The organism is Vibrio sp. 11-4(1), assembly GCF_013048625.1.
Lineage (GTDB): Bacteria > Pseudomonadota > Gammaproteobacteria > Enterobacterales > Vibrionaceae > Vibrio > Vibrio diabolicus.
In genome coordinates this window covers 195,574-215,399 of sequence record NZ_VHSY01000005.1, presented here as the reverse complement: position 1 = coordinate 215,399, position 19,826 = coordinate 195,574, and the positions used below count along the sequence as shown (strand labels likewise).

The window sequence follows — 19,826 nt, the reverse complement described above, 5'->3', positions numbered from 1 at the left end:
ATTAAGTTTTTTCATCCGGCCGGGGAGCCAGCCGGAGTTTTTGAAATTCAGTTACGCTTTTGCTGCTTCGGCTTTTTTGCTCTTATCGAGCACGCCGCCTTTTAGTGTCTCTGGCAGTGATAGCCATAGAAGACCAGCAAGGATCCATACGATTGGTGAACCCCACATTGCGGTTTGTAGGTCGGTACGTTCTTGGATGAAGATAAGTACCATTGGTGCCCACATACCGAGGATACGACCACCGTGGAATAGCGCCGCGCCGTAGCTACGTAGGTGTGCTGGGAACAGTTCTGAGAAGTAACCACCCCATACCGCTGAAGAAGACAGACCGAAGTTGTAAATCAGACCAAGTAGAGCCAGCATGTTTAGGCCGCCAATCGCCATGTCGCCAGGTGCAACAAAGAAGATTGAAACCATGATGCCCGCTAGGATGAAGCCAAATGCGTTCACCTTACGACCGAATTTGTCAGCTACCCAACCCCAGAACCACGCACCAAACAGTGAGCCAAATGCTGAGATAGAGAAGATGAGACCGATGGTTGCACCGTCGAACATACGTACATCACGTAGGTAAGTGGTTACGAAGCCACCAAAGAATTGGAAACCGTAGAAGTTAAGGCCAGCCAGTAATAGACACGTTAGTGTGATCTTACGGTAAGGCTTGCTTAGCATTTCTCCCCAAGAGCCTTTTTTCGCTGGTGCATCTGATTCTTCCGCTTTTGCTTGCTCTTCTTCACCGTAAGCGATCACTTTGCTGTCGCTAGGTAGTACGAAGATCATGACCACAGCGGCTGCCAATGGTGGGATACCACCAACAAGCATTAGGCTTTCCCATGGTGCATCGATGCTTGCAATAAACGCTGCATACGCACCCATTACCATCAGTGCTACAGAGAACATAGAAGACGCGAATGCCGTCAACTTACCACGTACCGTTGGCGTAAATAGGCCGATCATCAGGCTTACTGCTACGGTGAAGTAACCACCCAGTGACAAACCAATGATGAAACGCATTGCTGCCCATGTTGTGTAGTCGGTGAACATCATATTGATGATCGTTGCACCACCGTTTAGGGCTGTGATGGTAATAAGAGTGGATTTCTTACCAAATTTTGTTGCGAACCAAGCACAGCTCAATGCACCGATGAGTGCACCAACCGACTGCCATGTATAGAACTGGGCAGTGTCTGACAGGCTAATACCATCATACGCTTCAACGATGTATGGGCGTACGTAGTCAATAATTACAAAGTTATAACAATAGAAAAAGTAACCAACCAGTAACGCTAGATAGGCAGCTACCCTTTGAATCATAGGAACTTCGCTCATGTGTCTTTTGGCATTCATGACCGATAAACCTCTATTTCACTTAGGATTTGTTGCTATTCAAACTTAAAGAACACGATCTTATTGGGATCATCTTCGATTTCGTGTCGTGGTGAATCATAGTTTTTTTAAGGTCATTAGATCCGTGATCAATATCAATTTTAAAATGAATGCGTACCCAATTAGTGGTTTTTAGTGATGGGAGTCTCATTAAATCGGTCTTTTTGGCATTTTTGAATATATAACCGTCTATATTGGTGATTATAGTCACAGTTATGGCGGGATTATCGTTTAGATATGCTTTTTTAAAGTAATATCCAAGCACAAATAATTAGCACCCAGAATTATGGAAACCCTGAAATGGTTACGTACTCAAGTTTTGTGGTGATTGCGTTATACGTGTTAATCACCATACTAATCAGCTATTTAGTGAATAAGCGCTACAGCAATGGTGGCGACTTTTCCACGGGTGGAAAGCAATTTGGCTGGTTTACGGCGGGTGTTTCGATACTTGCGACTTACATTAGTGCGATGACGTTTGTAGGGATGCCTGGTTGGGTTTATAGCTCTGGCATGGAAGCGATGAGTATTCACCTTAACTATCCCATCGTTATCTTTTTTACTGTCATTTTCTTTGTGCCTGTCTTCTATAAGCTGGGTCTGACTTCGATTTATGAATACCTTGAGCACCGCTTTGGGGTGTATGCAAGAACCATCAACTCGATTGTGTTCATCGTGGTTCAATGTATCTCTGCGGGGGTGATTTTGTATGCCGTTGCGCTGATCTTAGTGCAAGTTCTGCCTATCAGTATTTCTGAAGCCATTATCTACATAAGTATTTTCACCGCTTGCTATACCTATGCGGGCGGGATTTCCACGGTTATCTGGACCGATATGTTGCAATCTGCAGTATTGGTTGCGGGCAGTATCGCTATCTTTGCCATTCTAATGACAGAGATTAATGCGGCAGATTATCTTTCTCGTGATCACTTGAATATCATCAACTTAGATTTTGATTTGGGCGTGGATACCACACTCTGGGCTGGCGTGGTTGCCGTGAGCTTTTTACATTTGAGTGTGTACGGTACCAACCAATTGATCATCCAACGCACGTTAGCGACGAGATGTGAAAAAACGGCGCAGAAGTCAATGTTGTTGTGTGGTTACGGTGCGTTTTTCGTGTACTTATTCTTCGCGGTACTCGGTGTGCTTCTAAGTGTTTTCTATCAAGATCAATCGTTTGAAAACAGCAACGAAGTGATTTTGGATTTCGTTTTCAACCACACTAACCCAATCGTCGTTGGTTTGATCATTTCCGCATTGGCGGCGGCCGCAATGTCGACCTTGGATTCGACCTACAACTCAATGGCGACCGTCGCAACGTTCGATATCTACAAGCGTTTCGTTCGCAAAAGTGCCGATGATGAGCACTACGAAAAAGTCGCAAGAAAGATGAGTTTACTTGCTGCGGCCATGGTGGTGGTGCCAGCTCTTCTGGCGGTATCGAATGAATCGGTACTCAAAACCATCGCTAGTCTGACTTCTATCTTCGTTGGTATCCGTTTAGGTTCATTCGTGCTTGGTTTATTCTGGGCAAAAGCCAATGAGAAAGGCGTGATCGTTGGCAGTATCATGAGTGTGATTGCGGTGTTTACTGCGATGTATCTCGACGTGGCTTGGCCGTGGTTCGCGCCAATTGGTACGTTCGTCTTCCTTTTGTTTGGTGTGTTAGTGAGCCGTCGTTGGGGCGCTGTGACTGCCGAGCAACAAATCTTTATCAATAATCAAAAACATCTTTTTGCAAAGCCAACCGCAAGCCATTACGGGCTGTTGGTGTTCGCTGTGGCGACCATTTCTGCTTGTATGGTTCTCCCTGATTGGCTTTATGCTACATTGTCGTAATAGGTAAGTTTATGCTGTCCATCTTTGATATTTACAAGATTGGTGTGGGCCCTTCTAGCTCTCACACCAATGGTCCAATGATCGCGGGTTACCATTTCACTCGTTTGATTGAATCGAACTTGGCAAAAGTGGTTCGTATTCAAGTCGATTTATACGGTTCACTCTCGTTAACGGGGATTGGTCACCATACTGACCGTGCAACGATTTTGGGTCTGTTGGGTAACAAACCAGATACCATCAAAATCGCTTCTGCGAACAAAGCGATGCGCAAGGCGATTGAAGAGGGCATGATGTCTGTCGATGGCCGTCATAAAATCGAATTCAACTACAAAACGGATATGTTGTTCCATGAAGAGAATCTTCCTCTGCATGAGAATGGCATGACGATTACTGCGTTAGATGCGCACGGCAATCAGGTTGGTTTTGAAACTTACTATTCTATCGGTGGTGGTTTCATCGCAACGGCGGATGAACTGCAAAATGGCAGTGCGACTGCACCCGTAGAAGTTGAGTTTCCATTCTCCAGTGCAGACGAAATGTTGGCACAGGCAGAGAAGAATGGCATGAGCCTCGGCGGTATGATTCTGAAAAACGAACAAGCGTTTCAGGATATGGAAGCCATCAATCAACGCGCAGAACAGATCTGGCGTGTGATGACGCGTTGCATGGAGCGCGGTTTCGAGACAGAAGGTATCTTGGATGGTGGCTTGAACGTGACCCGCCGTGCGCCTAACTTGCTGAAAAAGCTTGAAGCAAATGCAGCAATCGAAAACGATCCAATGGAAATCATGGATTGGATTAACCTGTTTGCTTTTGCTGTGAGTGAAGAAAACGCGGCTGGTGGACAAGTGGTGACATCACCAACCAATGGTGCGGCGGGTGTGATTCCAGCGGTATTGATGTACTACCATCGCTTCATCAAAGAGCTCGATACTAAACAGCTTAAAGACTTTCTTGCTGTGTCCGGTGCGATTGGCATCTTGTACAAAACTAATGCGTCTATCTCGGGGGCAGAAGTGGGTTGTCAGGGCGAAGTCGGCGTGTCTTCTTCGATGGCGGCAGCTGGCTTAACCGCGCTACGTGGTGGCAGCAATGAGCAAATTTGTATTGCGGCCGAGATTGCCATGGAGCACTCACTAGGCATGACTTGTGACCCAATTGGTGGCTTAGTGCAAGTACCGTGTATTGAGCGTAATGCAATGGGTGCAATGAAAGCGATCAATGCTTCTCGCATGGCATTAAAGCGTAATAGTAAATGTTTGATCTCGTTGGATAAGGTGATTGAAACCATGTACCAAACGGGCAAAGACATGAACAAGAAATACCGCGAAACGTCACTGGGTGGATTGGCTCTGATTCACCTAGCGCCACCTTGCGAATAATGAGTTAAGTAAATCTAACCAATAAAAAAGCCGAAGCACAGAGATGCATCGGCTTTGCTTTTTTGGAGCGTTTATAATTTAGCTATGCGTTTGCTCACCTTTTTGTGTGCTTTGGTTTGGTTGGTAATGCAAAATCACCATCGAAGTAGGTGATAGCAAAACCTCGCCTTCAGCATGCCCTGGGTTAAGGTTACGTACGTTTGTGTCGCAGATCGTTACCCATTCTTGCTTTCGCTCATTGGGGAGCTTAAAGCGCGCTGTAGCGTTAGTTTGGTTGATGAGATAGACCAGCTCTTGTCCTTCTTTACCGATGCCAAGGTGAAGTGCGACAGAGCTTAAACGGTTCCAATCATCATGCTCCATTAAGCGACCGTCTGTTCGGCGCCAGAAAATGCGGTTGTTATTGCGGTTTTCGCCACTGAAAGCTCGGATAAATGGCACCATGTATTGATTTCGGTTGGCGACCATTTGTGACATCCACGTTTTGAAATGTTGCTTACGCTCCGTTTCTCCCCAGTTAAGCCAACTGGTTTCGTTATCTTGGCAATAGGCATTATTGTTACCGCCTTGGGTGTGAGACAGCACGTCAGCAGTGAGGATGTGTGGGATTCCAAAAGCAAACAGCAAGCTGGCAATAAGGTTGCGTTTTTGCTTCTCACGCGTGGCGATGATCATCAGGTTTTCCGTCTCGCCTTCGACACCGTAGTTTTCTGAGCGATTGTCACCGTGGCCGTCGCGATTTTCTTCGCCATTAGCTTCATTGTGTTTGTGCTTGTAAGACACTAAATCTTGCAGTGTGAAGCCATCGTGATACGTGATGTAATTCACCGTGAGTTTGTATGGCCAATTCGCTGCACTATAAATATCACGAGAGCCCATTAATCGAGTGGCAAACTCTTTTAAATAGCCTTGATCACCGCGCCAAAAACTGCGGGAAATATCACGCAGTTTGTCATTACACTCGTTCCAACCAAATGGAAAGTTACCCACTTGGTAGCCATTTGGACCAATATCCCAAGGTTCGGCAATCAATTTGGTTTCACGCAAAATAGGGTCTTGCGCTACGGCTTTAAAGAACGCTGCTTCTGGGTTGTAATCATCGCCCTGTCGACCTAACGTTGCAGCCAAGTCAAAACGGAAGCCATCGACTTTAAATTCGCTAACCCAGTAGCGCAATGTATCCATTACAAGGTTTAAAGCGGGTTGATAGGTGAGATCGACCGTGTTGCCACAACCAGTATAATTTGCGAAGTGGTTGCCATGTTTGATGTAAAAACAGGAATCGAGCGCTTTCAGGTTGAAAATTGTAGGCCCTTCACCACCCTCTGCGGTGTGGTTGTAAACTACGTCGAGAATCACTTCGATGCCGTTTTTGTGCAGTTCTCGAATCGTTGTTTTGAGCTCTGTGACGGCGTCTTTTTCTGCGTAGCGCGGATCAGGCACCATAAAGAGATAAGGGTTGTATCCCCAATAATTGACCTTTTCCATCTCTAGTAGGTGAGGCTCATGCATACACGCTGCGACAGGTAGCAATTGCAGCGTGTTGATGTTTTGCTGTTCATAAAAGGCCAGCATTTCAGGTGATGCAAGACCTAAATAGCGCCCCTTCAGCTTGTCCTCAACTTCTGGGTGAAGTTGGGTAAGCCCTTTGACGTGTGTCTCAAACAACACCATCTCTTCTCTTGGTATACGCGGATGATCCGTATCTTGCCAGTCAAAATTATCTTCGATAACGATGCACTTCGGCATATCGAAACTTTTGGCTGGAGAGTAGGGAGGGTGGTAGTGGAGGGCTTTATCAATTGACTTTGCGTAAGGGTCAGAAATTAATAGTGGCTCTTCCTTGTGGGAGACAAGGTAACCGTATTTTTGCCCCGGCTTAATATCCGGAATAAAAGTATGACGTATGCCAGCGTATTCATTCGGTAAATCATGAAGCGCGTAACTGCCGTCGTCTGCAAACAGGGCGAGTTTTATGTCTTTATTCCCTGGTGCGTGAATAGAGAAGTTACAACCTTCTTTATTTACAGTTGCACCCAAGGGGTATGGGCGAGAGAGAAGTCGTGTCATCGGAGATACTTTATTTAATATTTATTGCTACCTTTAGGAAACTATAAGTTAAAAACTTTGTCTTACTAAGGTCAACCACCCTAAATATAAAAATATTCATGTAATTTAATTACTTTATGTGACGGCTTAGAGTCAAAAATATGAAATGGCTATCACTTTGTAGCGGCTCAAAACCGAATAAACTTACTAATTCCTCCCTAGATTGGTGATCTGACTCGAAAAAACACCATTCGGTAAATTTTCTACTCCCTTCTCATCCCCCCTAAATTAGTTTGGGGCGGAGGAAGTCATCCTTGTACGCCTCGGGTAATCTCATAACTGTTGAAACAAACGGGGATTCGTTCCCATCTTACCTCTCTTTCTTTAGGTGTGTTTTTACTGCCTATATTCACCTAAAAGAGTGAGCAGGGAAGACAGAATTATAAATACCCTTAATGGAGTTAATAATGAAAAAAGTAAGTGCAATTGCTGCTGCTGTGGCTGCAACTTTAGCTGCTGGTTCTGCGTTCGCAGTGGATTTCCACGGTTACATGCGTGCTGGCGTTGGCGTGAACGCTGACGGTGGTCAACAATTAACATTCGAAAAGAACAAGATCGGTCGTCTAGGTAATGAAAGCGATATCTACGGCGAGATTCAACTAGGTAAAGAAGTTTACAACAACAACGGCAAAACGTTCTACGTAGACTCTATGGTTGCAATGACTTCTAATGGTTCAAACGACTGGGAAAGCACTTCTGCTAACTGTGGTTTGGATAACGGCGAAGTGAAATGTGTTGACGATGCACAATTCGCACTACGTCAATTCAACGTTCAAGCTAAAGGCCTACTAAACTTTGCTCCAGAAGCAACACTTTGGGCTGGTAAGCGCTACTACCAACGTCACGACATTCATATCTCTGACTTCTACTACTGGAACATCTCTGGCGCGGGCGCTGGTGTTGAAGGTATCGAAGCTGGTCCAGGTAAAGTTTCTTTCGCTTGGGTTCGTAACGACCGTGGCGATATCGCAGATCCAGGTAACGATGGCGGCGATACAAACGTTAACACTCTAGACGTACGTTATGCAGGTCTTCCTCTATGGGACAACGGTTCTCTAGAAATGGGCTTGAACTACGCAATCCTTAACGAAACTGACGCTGCGCCAAACGGCACTAAAGATGCGAAAAATGGCGTAATGTTCACAGCAGAATTGACTCAAGGTCTAGACGCTGGTTTCAACAAAACAGTGCTTCAGTACGGTACTGAAGGCTACTCAAAAACAATGGCATTCTACGGCGACGGTAGCTGGTACGGCGCAGAAGCTGATAACGGTGCATCTGGTTACCGCCTAATCAACTGGGGTGTAATCGGCATGGGTGACAGCTGGGAAATGGGTCACCAGTTAGTTTACGGTGTTGGTGAAGACATGTGGGCTGGCCAAGACAAGTGGGAAACAATGTCTGTTGTAGTTCGTCCAATGTACAAATGGGATGACAACCACAAAACTATCTTCGAAGCTGGTTACGCTATCGATGATAACGACGGCGACGAAAACAAATACGGTAAGCTAACTGTTGCTCAAGCATGGTCTGCTGGTTCTAGCTTCTGGGCTCGTCCTGAAATCCGTGTTTACGCTTCTTACCTAACGGCTGACAAAGAAGACAACTCTAACACATTTGACAACGGTCGTTCAGACGATACGTTCCAATTCGGTGTACAAGCTGAAGCTTGGTGGTAATCATCTAACCACTAAGTCCTAAATTGTCCTAGAATGATACAGCCAGAACTTATCTGGCTGTATTTATTTAAAAAACAATAAAGAGTCGAGGTAGACAGTAATGAAAAAATGGCTTGCTCCCGTACTGCTGGGCATGTTGGCTACTGGTTGTGCGTCCGTAGAACAAGTAGAGATGAGTCCAAAAGGTCAGCAACAAGTGATCACTCAATCAGGTGATATTCAATGGGTAACGGTTGATGTACCTGTGGTTACTGAATTCGCTTTGACTGATAAAAGCCAAATGCTGTTGGATGGTAACAGTGCTGGCGCTATTGCAGCGTTTGCTCTTCCGGGCAACCGTGGCAGTCTCGATATCAAATTAGAGACATTCGTAAGTAAAGAACTTCAATTTTATGCTCCTAATGTCGCAGTGATGAACTCGGCAGGAGAAACCATTTACCAAGCAGATTTCTCAAAGTTTAAGTACGAACCAGCAAAACTGTTGGACAACGATAAATTCGTACTTGATCTCAATGTGATTCCAGACATGACAGGTAACGATCTGCATGTATTGGTGTACACGACTTCCGCTGATCTAAAAGGCAGTACGCAAGTTCTGCATCCTGCAAAAGCCTTCGCCATGGCGCGCCACACTCAGCCGCCAGATATTGCAGACCCTTTAGCGAAACACAGCCCACTGGGTCAGTTCCGTTTGTCGGTATCCGCAAATGATATCGTGAATACCAAGATTGTTGCGAAAAACGACAACATTCCGCAAGGTACGGATCTCACTAGCTACTACCACAGCTCAATTGAAGCGGCAGTGGCAGCGAACGATATTCCGAAAGCACTCACCTTGCTCGATGAAGCAAAAGAGCTGGGTATTGAAGGTGCGCAACAAGTGTTTGTGAAAGCCGTAAATAAAAAATAATCGAATATAAAAGGCCAGCAAAATGCTGGCCTTTTTTCATAGAAAATAAACCAATAAAAATACCCCTACATAGAGTTATCTTATTCACATTATTATTTTTATTGTTTTGTTTTTTATATTGGTTAGATCAATAATTATTGACAGTTCCTAACTTATTTTTGTACTTAGGAAATAGATAAACTTCTCGAAGTAATTTAAATTCGCAAGCCGGCGATATTTATTTAGTATTTGATATTTCCATTTTAATAACGATTAATATTTCTTTTAAACGTTGAGTTTATTTTGCTTTGGATATACTAAAAAGGAATTACGTGAAATGAACATGATGAAGACCTCTCTTGCCGCTGCCCTACTTGTTGCCTTAGTGGGTTGTCAATCGACTGCAGAACCAGAAGCGGCCGCAGAGCCTGTTGTGAATATGTCTCAAGACGAAGTGGTTGCTTTCATGAAAGCGTGTGACAACCCAGATAGCACGGCGAAAGGACCAATTTCTAAACCACTGTTTGTGGTGGGTACGTTTGCGGATTCCGACTGGAAACACGTGCCTCAACGTCAATACACCTACAAAGGGAATAACTTCTACCAAGCTGTGGTTCAAGAAAAAGTAGGCTCCTACAAAATGCAGTATGCGACCGAGTTGTGGTTCCCACAATTTACCGCTAAAGGGAATCGAATGAACGTTGGTGAATTAACAACACTAACATTTGGTGGTTACGGTACAGATACTTCAGTTGATATTAAAGAAGACGGGAAATATGTCTGGAGCCTTCAGTTTGAAGGAAAAGGCAAACCGCTTCATGTTATGGTAAATAAGTGTCAATAATATTCCATTCAGTTATTTAAAATCTGTTTTTATTTATTAACCCCTACATGGGAAGCATGTTGGGGTTAATTTTATTACTCAAATGTTTTTACTTAATTTGAGTAAGTTAGGGAGAGTAAAATGCGTAACGTCCGACGTAACCATCGCCTGTATCGATCGCTGCTTGCGTTAAGTGTGATTGGTGCTTTATCTGCGTGTAATTCTTCTGGTGGTGGCGATACTAATAGCAGCACTCCGCTACCGGATACCAGTTATGCTTGCCAAGCCAATGTCATGGCGCAAAGTAACCAACTTCGTACTTATCAAATCATGGTCGAGAGTTTTGTGGATGGTGATGCAAGCATTGGTCACGGTACGGGCTATGGCACCAGTCACCATAATGGCGATTTGCAAGGGGTGATTGATTCACTTGATTACATCCAAGATTTAGGGATGAACGCGATTTGGTTGACGCCGATTTTTGAGTCTGAAGCGATAGCAGGACAAGATCACTGGGCCGATCGTTTGGACGCCACGGGCTATTTTGCGACAGATTACTTTAAGATCGACCCAAAATTTGGTGATTTAGCGACCGCGAAAACTCTAGTCGAAGAAGCACACAAGCGCGGTTTATACGTGTTTTTTGATGGCGTATTTGGTCATCACAAAGATGGTTTGAGCAAACCATCTACCTCCGGCTTGTTGCCAACGGGATCGAGTAACCCCGTTGATTATCCGGCCAGTCTCGATTTCTACAAAGAGGTGGCGACGTATTGGATCAAAGAACTCAAAATTGACGGTTGGCGTTTAGATCAAGCCTATCAAGTTCCGACAGACGCTTGGACACAACTTCGTAAAGCTGTCGATGAAGCCTCGCAAGGTGTCACGTACACCAATAGCAAAGGTGAACAAGTGAATCCGTTGGGTTACATGGTGGCAGAGATTTGGAAAGGGGAGTCTGAGATCGCGAATGAGGCGTATGGATCGAACAGCGATCCAGCATTGTGCTCTGCATTTGACTTCCCGATGCGCTATCGCATCGTTGAAACTTTGGCCGTGAATGAGAGTGGCGTGGGTGGTCGCGGTGTGGATTGGCTAGACAACGGTTACAGCACACACAACCAATATCCAACACATGCGCAGCCGAATTTGATGATCGGCAACCATGATTTAGTGCGCTTTGGTGACTTGTTACAGCGCGGAAACTTGGCGGATGTGAATGATGCAGAATATTGGTTACGCCATAAAGCCGCGTTTGCTTTCCAAGCGGCGTACACCGGGCCAATCACGTTGTTCTACGGTGATGAAATCGGGGATCAAGTGGATGGTTTTGCCGTAAAAGAAGACAACAACACCTGCGCCATTCAAGGTTTGTGCGATGATCACGTTGCGCGCAGCAGTGCAAAAATTGAAGGTGTGACGGCGACACTTGACGCAAACCAAGCCGATCTCAAAGCTTACGTGAAATCGCTGATGACGATGCGCAGTGCGCATCCTGCACTTTATCAGGGGTCACGCACGAATTTAGTTGCGAGTAACGGCAGTTATGTGGACTTGAAACAAGCTGGTTCGGACAAAGTCTTGTTTGCGCTAAATACCTTAGAGAGCGCTAGAAGCGTCACTCTTACTCAGGAGAGTGTTGGAACTGGTGAGTTGGTGGATTTGCTCACGAATGAAAAAATTACGCCGAGCAATGGTCAATATCAGATTCTGATGTCGCCACTACAAGGACGATTCTTTGCGGTAACACCTTAAGGAATTATTCAGAATCACCGCTCATCGGTTGAGCTGACCACAAGCTTTCTCATACACAAGCCAAGTGTTGTTGCTGACCCCCATAGGCACACACTTGGCTTTTTTCCGTCCGTTTTACTTTTCCCTTAATGGTTTTCCAACGATGTGGTCAACAGGTCGCTTCGCTTTTTGCATTGGCGTTTGTTTTCAGTCGGTAGATATTTGTGAGATAAGCTGCACATTAAAAAGTAAATTAACACTTGTGCAACGTAAAAGTGTGACCGAAGGATTACTTATGCCTTACTAATATGTTTATCGTGTTTGGGATTTACATAACTAATGGAAAAGTATAATGAAATCCATAACGAAACCCCTCTGTCTTCTTGCTGTTATTAGCTCTCCGCTTGCATATAGCCAAATTCTCAATGGTGACTTTGAACAGTGGAATGGCACTGCGCCTACGCAGTGGTCAGTGATTGACGCTGGCATCGCGGTGTCGCCAAGCAGCGAACAAATCAAATCGGGCGGCCTGGCTGCTCAAGTCGTCGTGAATACAGGTACCCAAAGCAACACTGACCTTTTGCAAACCATTAATGTGGAGCAAGGGAAAACCTATCCGTTTTCTGTCTCGGTTTATCACACCGAAGGAAATGTAAAAGCACGTCTGGTGGTTGATGGTTATCACAATTACTCAGATCCGCAGCAGGTAAACCAGTGGCAAGAGCTGGCGCATAACTATACTGCGAGTTCGAACAAGACCATCAATGTCGGGTTGCGTTTTTATGATGAGGCCGGTTTTGACGGCTCAGAAGTTCTCTACATCGATAATTTTCAACCGACCGAGACAAGTACACAACCTCCTGTAGAAAGTTGTAGTGATCATGAAGTGCTTCTTACACTCACGACGGACAACTATGGCTCAGAAACTAGCTGGGAGTTGAAAAATAGCCAAGCGCAAGTGCTTTTCTCTGGTCAGGGGTATGAGTCGTCAACCACTGTTGAAAAGACCATGTGTTTAGCCGATGGTAACTACCAATTTACGATTCAAGACAGCTATGGCGACGGCATTTGCTGTGGCAATGGGTCGGGGTCTTACGCGTTGAAGGTGGGTGATAATACGCTTGCCTCTGGCGATGAATTTGCGAAAAGCGAAACCACCGACTTTACGTTAGGTGACTCAACCACGACCCCACCAGTGGTTGATGGTTACTACCAAGCGGCGTCTGGCAAGACGGGCTACGCTCTAAAAACGGCGCTGTTTAACATCATCAACAACCACACTAGCCGAGGTTATTCTGCGGTGTGGACCTTGGTAAAAGATGCCGATATTGATCGTTATTACGAAAATGATGGCTCTATTCTCGATATGTATTCAGAGAAACCTGCGGGCACTGATGCTATCAGCTTCACGAAAGTGACAGACCAATGTGGTCAATACAGCCAAGAAGGGGATTGCTACAACCGTGAACACTCGTTCCCGAAAAGCTGGTTTGGCGGCAAAGTTGAGCCGATGAACTCAGATGGTCACCATTTGTTTGCGACCGATGGCTATGTGAATGCGAAGCGCAGTAACTGGCCATTTGGTGAAGTGGGCACCGCGACGTACGTGTCTAGTAATGGTTCTAAACTTGGTCAAGCAAGCACAAGCCTAGGTTATTCCGGTACGGTGTTTGAGCCGAACGATGAGTTTAAAGGCGATTTTGCTCGTGCCTATTTCTACATGGCAACCCGCTATGAAAATTTTGTAGGTAACTGGGAAGGCAATTCAAGCAATGCGGATGCTGTCCTTGATGGTTCAAGTTCAACGGTTTTTGAACCTTGGATGTTAAACATGCTGAAACGTTGGCACAAAAATGATCCTGTTAGTGAAAAAGAACAAAACCGCAATCAACAAGTGTTTGATTTTCAGGGCAATCGTAATCCATTCATTGATCACCCAGAGTTTGTTGAACAGATTTGGGGAAACTAACACCTTCTTGATTTTGGTATCCACCATTTAGTGATGCCAACAAAACAAAGGGGAAGCGTGATGCTTCCCCTTTTTCATTACGGATGTTTTTAAATGAAACTAGTTTTTCGTTACCGTCACGATTGGCGCCGACTTGTCAGCCGCGTTGAAGTGGAAGTTGTAATTTCCTGCTTCTGCAATCGCAATTTTCAGGTTTGCACTACCGCCACCGACTTCCATCGTTAGCGCTTTACCAAGCTCAACACTGCCTTCGCCACCGAAGTTGGTGTCTGCTGCCCAGTCTGCGCTCGCCACTTTCATCTCGTAGTTGCCCGCCGCTAGGTCAATGTCTAGCGAGTAAACGTCATTTGCTACATAGCTGAACTTCGCAGTTGAGTCTTGCGCTGGAGTATCCCATGTGGTGATAGTGCCACGTAGGTAAAGTGCTGTTTCACCGAACGTTGGTGCATCTGCTGACTTCGTCACTGAAACGACCGGTTTTTCTACGCTTTCATCTTGAACATGTAACGCGTTCAGAGTGAAGTTGTACTTACCAGTTTCAGCAACAGACAACGTACAGTTCCCCGCAGAGCCTAAGTCTAGTGAGCCAGAAGCCAAATCCGCAGCATCACAACCGATGTTTGGATTTGCCCATCCTGCGTCCGCAAATTTGAACTCGTGTTCACCTGCTTCAAGAACGCCAGTTACAGAGTACATGCCGTTGCCAATAAAGGTCATCGCCCAGTCACTGCTATCTGACCACTCGTTCATGGTGCCTTTGACGTAAACCACAGTTTCGCCATAAGGAGGAATGCTCGATACGTCTTTATTGTCCGTGTTTACTGGTAGGCCTGCACCTTGCGCGCCGTCTTGTGGCTGTACGAATACCGCTGTTGTCAGTGCTGGTACTGTGAACGTTTCATTGGCGAAGCTTGCACCTTTCACGATGTCATCTGCAGAGTTTTGTTGAACTTCATGCAGCTCGAAACCAGTTGCGCCAGCAACTTTGAAAGATTTCTCAGTTGATGTTGAGTTCACAACGGCCACGATCGCATCGTAGTTCGAATCCAAATCGGCACCTGCTGATGTGCCATCGTCGATAGACATCACAATCAAGCCTTCTACTTGGTCTTGGCCCACGTTGCGGAAATCAACGCGATTCATCACTTCTTGCGCGGTGTCTAAGCGGAACAGTTCGCTTGTACTGCGGATTTTTAGTAGCTCTAGGAATTGTTGCTTCGTCAGCTCGATGTCCGTTGAGTCTGGTTTCGCCGTGCTGTCACCGACGATGGTTTTGATCAACTCCCAGTTTGCACCGTCTTTGTCTTCACGTGGTAGACCAACGTTCCAGTTATTGTCGCTTCCATCGAAGAATACACGGTTGAACCAGTCACCAGAATCGTACGAGTCACGCTGCATTGACTTAGAGCGCAATAGCTCAGAACCCATGTGAATGAACGGAATACCTTGACCTAGCATCACCGTTGATAGTGATACAGACTGCATTCGTGCTCGCTCAGCAGATGAAGTACCTGTCGCAATCTTGTAAGCGTTGTTGTCCCACAGCGTTTGGTTATCGTGCTTAGACACGTAGGAAATGTTCTCTGATGGCACTTTTGTGTAGCCTGCTGGAGCACCATTGTAATCAACATTCTTACCAAGTTTGGTTTCGCCTTTGTAATCCAGAAGGACGTAGTCAGCTAAGTTACCAGCCATACCTAGACGAACCAGATCTTGGTTGTGTAGACGGCCATTCACAGATTCTGCGTCAGTTTTGGTTTCTTCGTTCGGGTAAGCAGCGTTACCAAAGCCTTGGTTGAATCGAAGTGGGTGCTTACCTTCAGAATCTACACCGCCATCAAACGGGCTTCCGCCACGAACTGCGTCACGCAGACGATCAGAGAAAGTACCGATTTCTGTCCCCGCCATGTTGACTTGTGTTGCTTGATCGAAGCGAGCGTTTTGCGCAACTTCACCGAAGTCCCAGCCTTCGCCGTAGAACAAAGTATTCGGATCAATTTCACGGACTTTTTCAAGTGCGTAGACCATGACATCTTTCGGCTGGTGGCCCATAAGGTCAAAACGGAAACCATCGACTTTATAGTCATCCGCCCATACCATCAATGAGTCAACCATTAGTTTACCCATCATCAAGTTCTCGGTGGCGGTGTTATCACAACAGGTTGAGTTTTCTACGCCGCCAGTGTTGACGTTTAGGCGGTGGTAGTACCCAGGGACAATCTTATCCAGTACTGATTTTTCGTTCACACCAGATGCATTTGTGTGGTTGTACACCACGTCCATGACCAGTTTCAGATCCATTTTATGCGTCGCTTGAACCATTTCGCGGAACTCAAGAATACGCTTAGACCCGTTAGGATCGGTCGCATAACTGCCTTCTGGCACGGTGTAGTGGTATGGGTCGTAACCCCAGTTGAAGCTGTCTAGCATGCGAAGATCGTTCATCAACGCTTGTGCTTTGCCCGTTGTTGGGTCGTAGCTATTTAATACCTCTTCAATTACTTTGCCGTCATCTTCAGTCTCACAAATGGAGGCTTCTGGCTTGATGCCACAAAGCTTACCCACGGTGTCGGTGATATCGACTCGCTGGTCAGCGTCTTCATCCACGGTTGCAATATCAAATGCTGGTAGGATATGTAGCGTTGTTAGGCCAGCATCTTTTAAAGCTTGTAAGTGAGATACAGACTCACGCTCAGGTTCTGTAAGCGCCAGATATTTGCCATCAAGACTTGGTGTGCCTTTGCTGTCGTTAAAGCTGAAATCACGAATGTGTGACTCGTAAAGGACGTGGTCTTCGTCTTTTTTAACCGTTGGGCGTGCGTAGTTTTTCCAATCTTGAGGCATTAAGCTTGGATCATCTAAATCAACCACTTGCGAGTATCGCGAGTTTTTAGACAAGCTCATTGAATATGGGTCTGTTACCAAACGCGTTTCAACGACGCCAGTTGTTGGGTGGTATACCTTAACTTGGTAGCGATAGTATTTGTTGACAACGTTGCTTTGTGCCTCAGAAACCCAGATACCTGTTGCTGGGTCTTCCGTCATGGCAACGGTCGCTTCTTCTGCTAAGTTTTCATCGTAGATTATCAGATCAACATCTTGGGCAGTTGGTGCCCATAGTTTGAAGGTTGCGGCACCGCCTTCAACAATTGCGCCGAGTTCTTGACCAATCGCGTTACCTGCCTTGGAATCGGCAAATACTGCATCGAGAACGCCCGGCTTTTGCACTTCAGTTGCAGAAATGACGTCACCATTTGCGTTGTAAGCTACCATAACGATTTGTGATTTCAGGATCGTGCGTAGAGTCGCGTCATCGACATCAATGCCTGCAGCTTGGAGGCTAGCAAGGTGACGGAAGCGTGATTTCAGACCATCAGATAAATCACCTGCTTTCGTCAACTCAACCGCCGTGCCACCGGATATTTGCTTGTCTTCATCCATTTTAATGTCGTTGCTGAGGCTGTAGAACAGCTTCATGGAATCCGCATTGGCCGCCGCTTCCCACGCGATGGTGTTGGCATCTAGCCAATGCGCTTTTTGACCATCAATATCAACAGGGCGTTCTTCGATTGGCTCGTAGTAAAGCTCACTGCTGCCGTGGAAGCCAAACAACCCTTTAGATTCGCCGATTTTCGTCAGCTCTACTTTTGAGTTTGCACTGCCGAATGCTTTCTCATTACCTTTGTGCAGAATGAAGTTCATGCATTCGTGTGGGTCAGAGGCATCTGGGTTCACTTTCAGTACGTAATAAGCACCGTAGGTGTCGTTGATGCCATCGAATGGATGCGGTGCCGACCAATCCGTTCCTGTGCCAGGAATGCCCATTGCGTCTAAATCTGTGCTGGTACAGCCTTCACCGTTCCACAGGTGCAAGCCCCAACCTTCGTAGTCGCTGGCCGTTGAAGCAGACGCCGTGTCGCGTTTGTAATAAATGACGACCTCGTTCTCTCCCGCAGGGTACAAGCCTGAGCCTGGGTTCGTCGTATCTTCGTTCGTGCTATCACTACCACAACCGCTGATGACTGCGACGGAAATCAAAGGCAGTACGGTTTTGGCAATTGTTGATAATTTAAATGTCTTATTGTCCACGTTTACAAATCCATTGTTATTGAATTGATATTGAGCTGCGCGCTGCCTTCGCTGACTCAGTCATCAAGAAGGTTTCGCACACGCTAGAAAGGCAGATGCCGAAAAAGGAAATGTTCAACTAGATGCTAATACACTGAATCATCAGCAAAATGTGAGAGCAGGCAGTTAAGTTTTTTACAAGTGAAAATTTTCTGTCACAGTCGATTTTGCTCACAAATTAAATAATAAAACAGACGCATAGTGAGAGCTTCTGCACATCATTAAAATGTAAATTTTTATAGGAGGAGCAAGGGGGGATGATAGGGGAGGAGAATATCTCAGCCCCAAAACCGTGATTAAGTTCTATAAAAATCGCAGTGATATTTTTTAATTAAAAATAAGTTGCAGTGATATTGAATAAAATACCGCCATTAAGTCTTGGCAAGCTTCAGATTTTCGCTAAGTGGTCGTTATATAATGAAGGTAGTCGGCGTTATGTCGGCGCGTAATCTTAATATTTCCCTGAGAGGGAGATGAATTGGGCCCTGAAACCAAAAGAGGCTATTTATGAGTAGTATGGGCATTGCCATTGCGGCAACTGGCCTTTCACTCGTCCTGATATTTGTGTGGATGATCTCGTTGTCGATGCGGAAACAGAGACTCGAGGCAGAGAGGAAAGCTCGCGAAGCCGCTTATCGAAAGGCGATGCAAAAAGCGCGAGAGCAAGAGCGTAAAGAGCGTGAGTTCAAAGCAGAAACCGGGCATATCCCCACCATTTTATTTCTAGCGAAAGAAGCCGAGAAGGACAACATTCGTCAAGCGCTGTATTGGTATGATAAAGCCGCTAAGTTGGACAACGTGACGGGAATGTACGGTATTGTTCGCTTGAGTGAGCGCATGCGTGAAGATGTGATTTTAAAAGAGCAGGCAAACTTTTGGCGTACCGCCATTGCCGGAATGGAAGGTGATACCGAAGCGAAATTTGCGACAGGCAAAGCGTTGGTTTTTGGTCGCGGAACGGAAAAAAATATTCCCAAAGGTAACCAACTGATTGAAACTGCAGCCGAAGAAGGCTGTATTGATGCCATGCTTTACATGGGTGAATGGCAACTTTCACCAGACAATAGTGCAGGACGCAGTGCAGATGCGCTTTATTGGTTTATGAAAGCGGCTGAAAAAGACAGTGCGGACGGAAAGATCCAAGTTGGCTTATGTTACCTAAATGGTGTTGGTACAGAAAAAAGCATGGTCAAAGGCTGCTATTGGCTTGAAAGGGCCGCAGAAGGTGGCAGCGCCGAGGCGATGTATCATGCTGGCGAAGCGTGGAAGGACAAAGGTAAAACAGGCAATGCGATTGCTTATGTTTGGCTGTTTCTTGCTGCCAATATGGGGTATCAGCCAGCGCGCACGTTGCGTGACGAAGTGGCGACCAATATTGGTGTTGACGTCGTCGTTGGATTGCAATCTATAGCGAAACCGTTGCAAAGAAAGCTGGCGTCAGGGATGGTAAGAAAGCATTCCATTATTCGGGCGCTGAACAAGGTGTACAAACGCGAAGCGTATTTTCCTGCAGAGGAGGAGCTTAACGCGGTGCTGAGTGACGAAAATAAAGACGATGCTAACGCATGGGATGAAGCATCGGCGCCGAACTTCCAGCCAGACATGACCACAGCAACGACGGAAGGGCAGACAACCACATCGTCTACCGAAAAAAAGCTCTCTAAAGAGGCGCTCGATTTCACGCAGAATTTCCTTCAACCATAATTTATCTTATCCATAAGCCTCATAATTGAGGCTTTTCTTTTGCCTTTCTGTCTCAGTATCTCTGTCGATCACAATTACAGACTGTAAACTTATCTAAGCGATTTATTTACTGGATTGCATACTATTTATTCGATTTTTCAACACATTTTTAGCACTTCGCTAAGGTGGGATATGTTTATCT

General features: G+C 45.8%; 11 protein-coding genes. 8 read left to right on the top strand and 3 right to left on the bottom strand.

Features of this window, described 5'->3' with window-relative positions; translation table 11 throughout:
* Positions 1 to 51: 51 nt before the first annotated feature.
* Positions 52 to 1,347 carry an MFS transporter gene (locus FKN16_RS11945; protein WP_170902767.1) on the bottom strand — a complete coding sequence of 432 codons (1,296 nt, stop codon included), beginning with the start codon at positions 1,345 to 1,347 and terminating at the stop codon, positions 52 to 54.
* Between the two features lie 339 nt (positions 1,348 to 1,686).
* On the opposite strand from FKN16_RS11945, the gene FKN16_RS11940 reads away from it, so the two are divergent.
* Both FKN16_RS11940 and FKN16_RS11935 read left to right on the top strand, forming a co-directional pair.
* Positions 1,687 to 3,228, top strand: coding sequence for a sodium:solute symporter (locus FKN16_RS11940; RefSeq protein ID WP_170902766.1), 1,542 nt, complete (start codon positions 1,687 to 1,689; stop codon positions 3,226 to 3,228).
* Between the two features lie 11 nt (positions 3,229 to 3,239).
* A complete protein-coding gene (locus FKN16_RS11935; RefSeq protein ID WP_170902765.1) occupies positions 3,240 to 4,610 on the top strand; it encodes an L-serine ammonia-lyase in 1,371 nt (456 codons plus the stop codon).
* 78 nt (positions 4,611 to 4,688) lie between these two features.
* Here FKN16_RS11935 and glgX read toward each other — a convergent pair whose 3' ends face one another.
* Positions 4,689 to 6,680: a glycogen debranching protein GlgX gene (glgX, locus tag FKN16_RS11930; protein ID WP_170902764.1), complete on the bottom strand. Its 1,992-nt coding sequence runs from the start codon at positions 6,678 to 6,680 to the stop codon at positions 4,689 to 4,691.
* A gap of 446 nt (positions 6,681 to 7,126) precedes the next feature.
* Between glgX and FKN16_RS11925 the strand changes: the two genes are divergently transcribed.
* The 5 genes from FKN16_RS11925 to FKN16_RS11905 all read left to right on the top strand — a co-directional run bounded on the left by FKN16_RS11925 (position 7,127) and on the right by FKN16_RS11905 (position 13,813).
* On the top strand, positions 7,127 to 8,398 hold the full coding sequence (locus FKN16_RS11925; protein ID WP_006740823.1) for a maltoporin: 1,272 nt from the start codon (positions 7,127 to 7,129) through the stop codon (positions 8,396 to 8,398).
* Positions 8,399 to 8,498: 100 nt separating this feature from the next.
* The gene (locus tag FKN16_RS11920; RefSeq protein ID WP_005398230.1) at positions 8,499 to 9,308 is read left to right on the top strand and encodes a MalM family protein; all 810 of its coding nucleotides are present in this window, start codon (positions 8,499 to 8,501) and stop codon (positions 9,306 to 9,308) included.
* Positions 9,309 to 9,624: 316 nt separating this feature from the next.
* Positions 9,625 to 10,131 carry a glycosidase gene (locus FKN16_RS11915; protein WP_104973155.1) on the top strand — a complete coding sequence of 169 codons (507 nt, stop codon included), beginning with the start codon at positions 9,625 to 9,627 and terminating at the stop codon, positions 10,129 to 10,131.
* A 120-nt stretch (positions 10,132 to 10,251) separates the two neighbouring features.
* Entirely contained in the window at positions 10,252 to 11,865 is a 1,614-nt protein-coding gene (locus tag FKN16_RS11910) for an alpha-amylase family glycosyl hydrolase (RefSeq protein ID WP_170902763.1), read from the top strand.
* A gap of 331 nt (positions 11,866 to 12,196) precedes the next feature.
* Entirely contained in the window at positions 12,197 to 13,813 is a 1,617-nt protein-coding gene (locus FKN16_RS11905) for an endonuclease (RefSeq protein ID WP_170902762.1), read from the top strand.
* Between the two features lie 99 nt (positions 13,814 to 13,912).
* Here the strand turns inward: FKN16_RS11905 and pulA are convergent, their stop codons facing one another.
* Positions 13,913 to 17,902 (bottom strand): pullulanase-type alpha-1,6-glucosidase, encoded by a 3,990-nt coding sequence (gene pulA, locus FKN16_RS11900; protein ID WP_170902761.1) that lies wholly within the window; start codon positions 17,900 to 17,902, stop codon positions 13,913 to 13,915.
* Between the two features lie 546 nt (positions 17,903 to 18,448).
* On the opposite strand from pulA, the gene FKN16_RS11895 reads away from it, so the two are divergent.
* Positions 18,449 to 19,645, top strand: a complete 1,197-nt coding sequence (locus tag FKN16_RS11895; protein WP_046875696.1) for an SEL1-like repeat protein — start codon at positions 18,449 to 18,451, stop codon at positions 19,643 to 19,645.
* Positions 19,646 to 19,826 lie beyond the last annotated feature (181 nt).

Excerpts from the sequence above, each read along its gene's own strand:
- FKN16_RS11945 (WP_170902767.1), bottom strand. The coding sequence starts at position 1,347 with ATGAATGCCAAAAGACACATGAGCGAAGTTCCTATGATTCAAAGGGTA.
- FKN16_RS11940 (WP_170902766.1), top strand. The coding sequence starts at position 1,687 with ATGGTTACGTACTCAAGTTTTGTGGTGATTGCGTTATACGTGTTAATC.
- FKN16_RS11935 (WP_170902765.1), top strand. The coding sequence starts at position 3,240 with ATGCTGTCCATCTTTGATATTTACAAGATTGGTGTGGGCCCTTCTAGC.
- glgX (WP_170902764.1), bottom strand. The coding sequence starts at position 6,680 with ATGACACGACTTCTCTCTCGCCCATACCCCTTGGGTGCAACTGTAAAT.
- FKN16_RS11925 (WP_006740823.1), top strand. The coding sequence starts at position 7,127 with ATGAAAAAAGTAAGTGCAATTGCTGCTGCTGTGGCTGCAACTTTAGCT.
- FKN16_RS11920 (WP_005398230.1), top strand. The coding sequence starts at position 8,499 with ATGAAAAAATGGCTTGCTCCCGTACTGCTGGGCATGTTGGCTACTGGT.
- FKN16_RS11915 (WP_104973155.1), top strand. The coding sequence starts at position 9,625 with ATGAACATGATGAAGACCTCTCTTGCCGCTGCCCTACTTGTTGCCTTA.
- FKN16_RS11910 (WP_170902763.1), top strand. The coding sequence starts at position 10,252 with ATGCGTAACGTCCGACGTAACCATCGCCTGTATCGATCGCTGCTTGCG.
- FKN16_RS11905 (WP_170902762.1), top strand. The coding sequence starts at position 12,197 with ATGAAATCCATAACGAAACCCCTCTGTCTTCTTGCTGTTATTAGCTCT.
- FKN16_RS11895 (WP_046875696.1), top strand. The coding sequence starts at position 18,449 with ATGAGTAGTATGGGCATTGCCATTGCGGCAACTGGCCTTTCACTCGTC.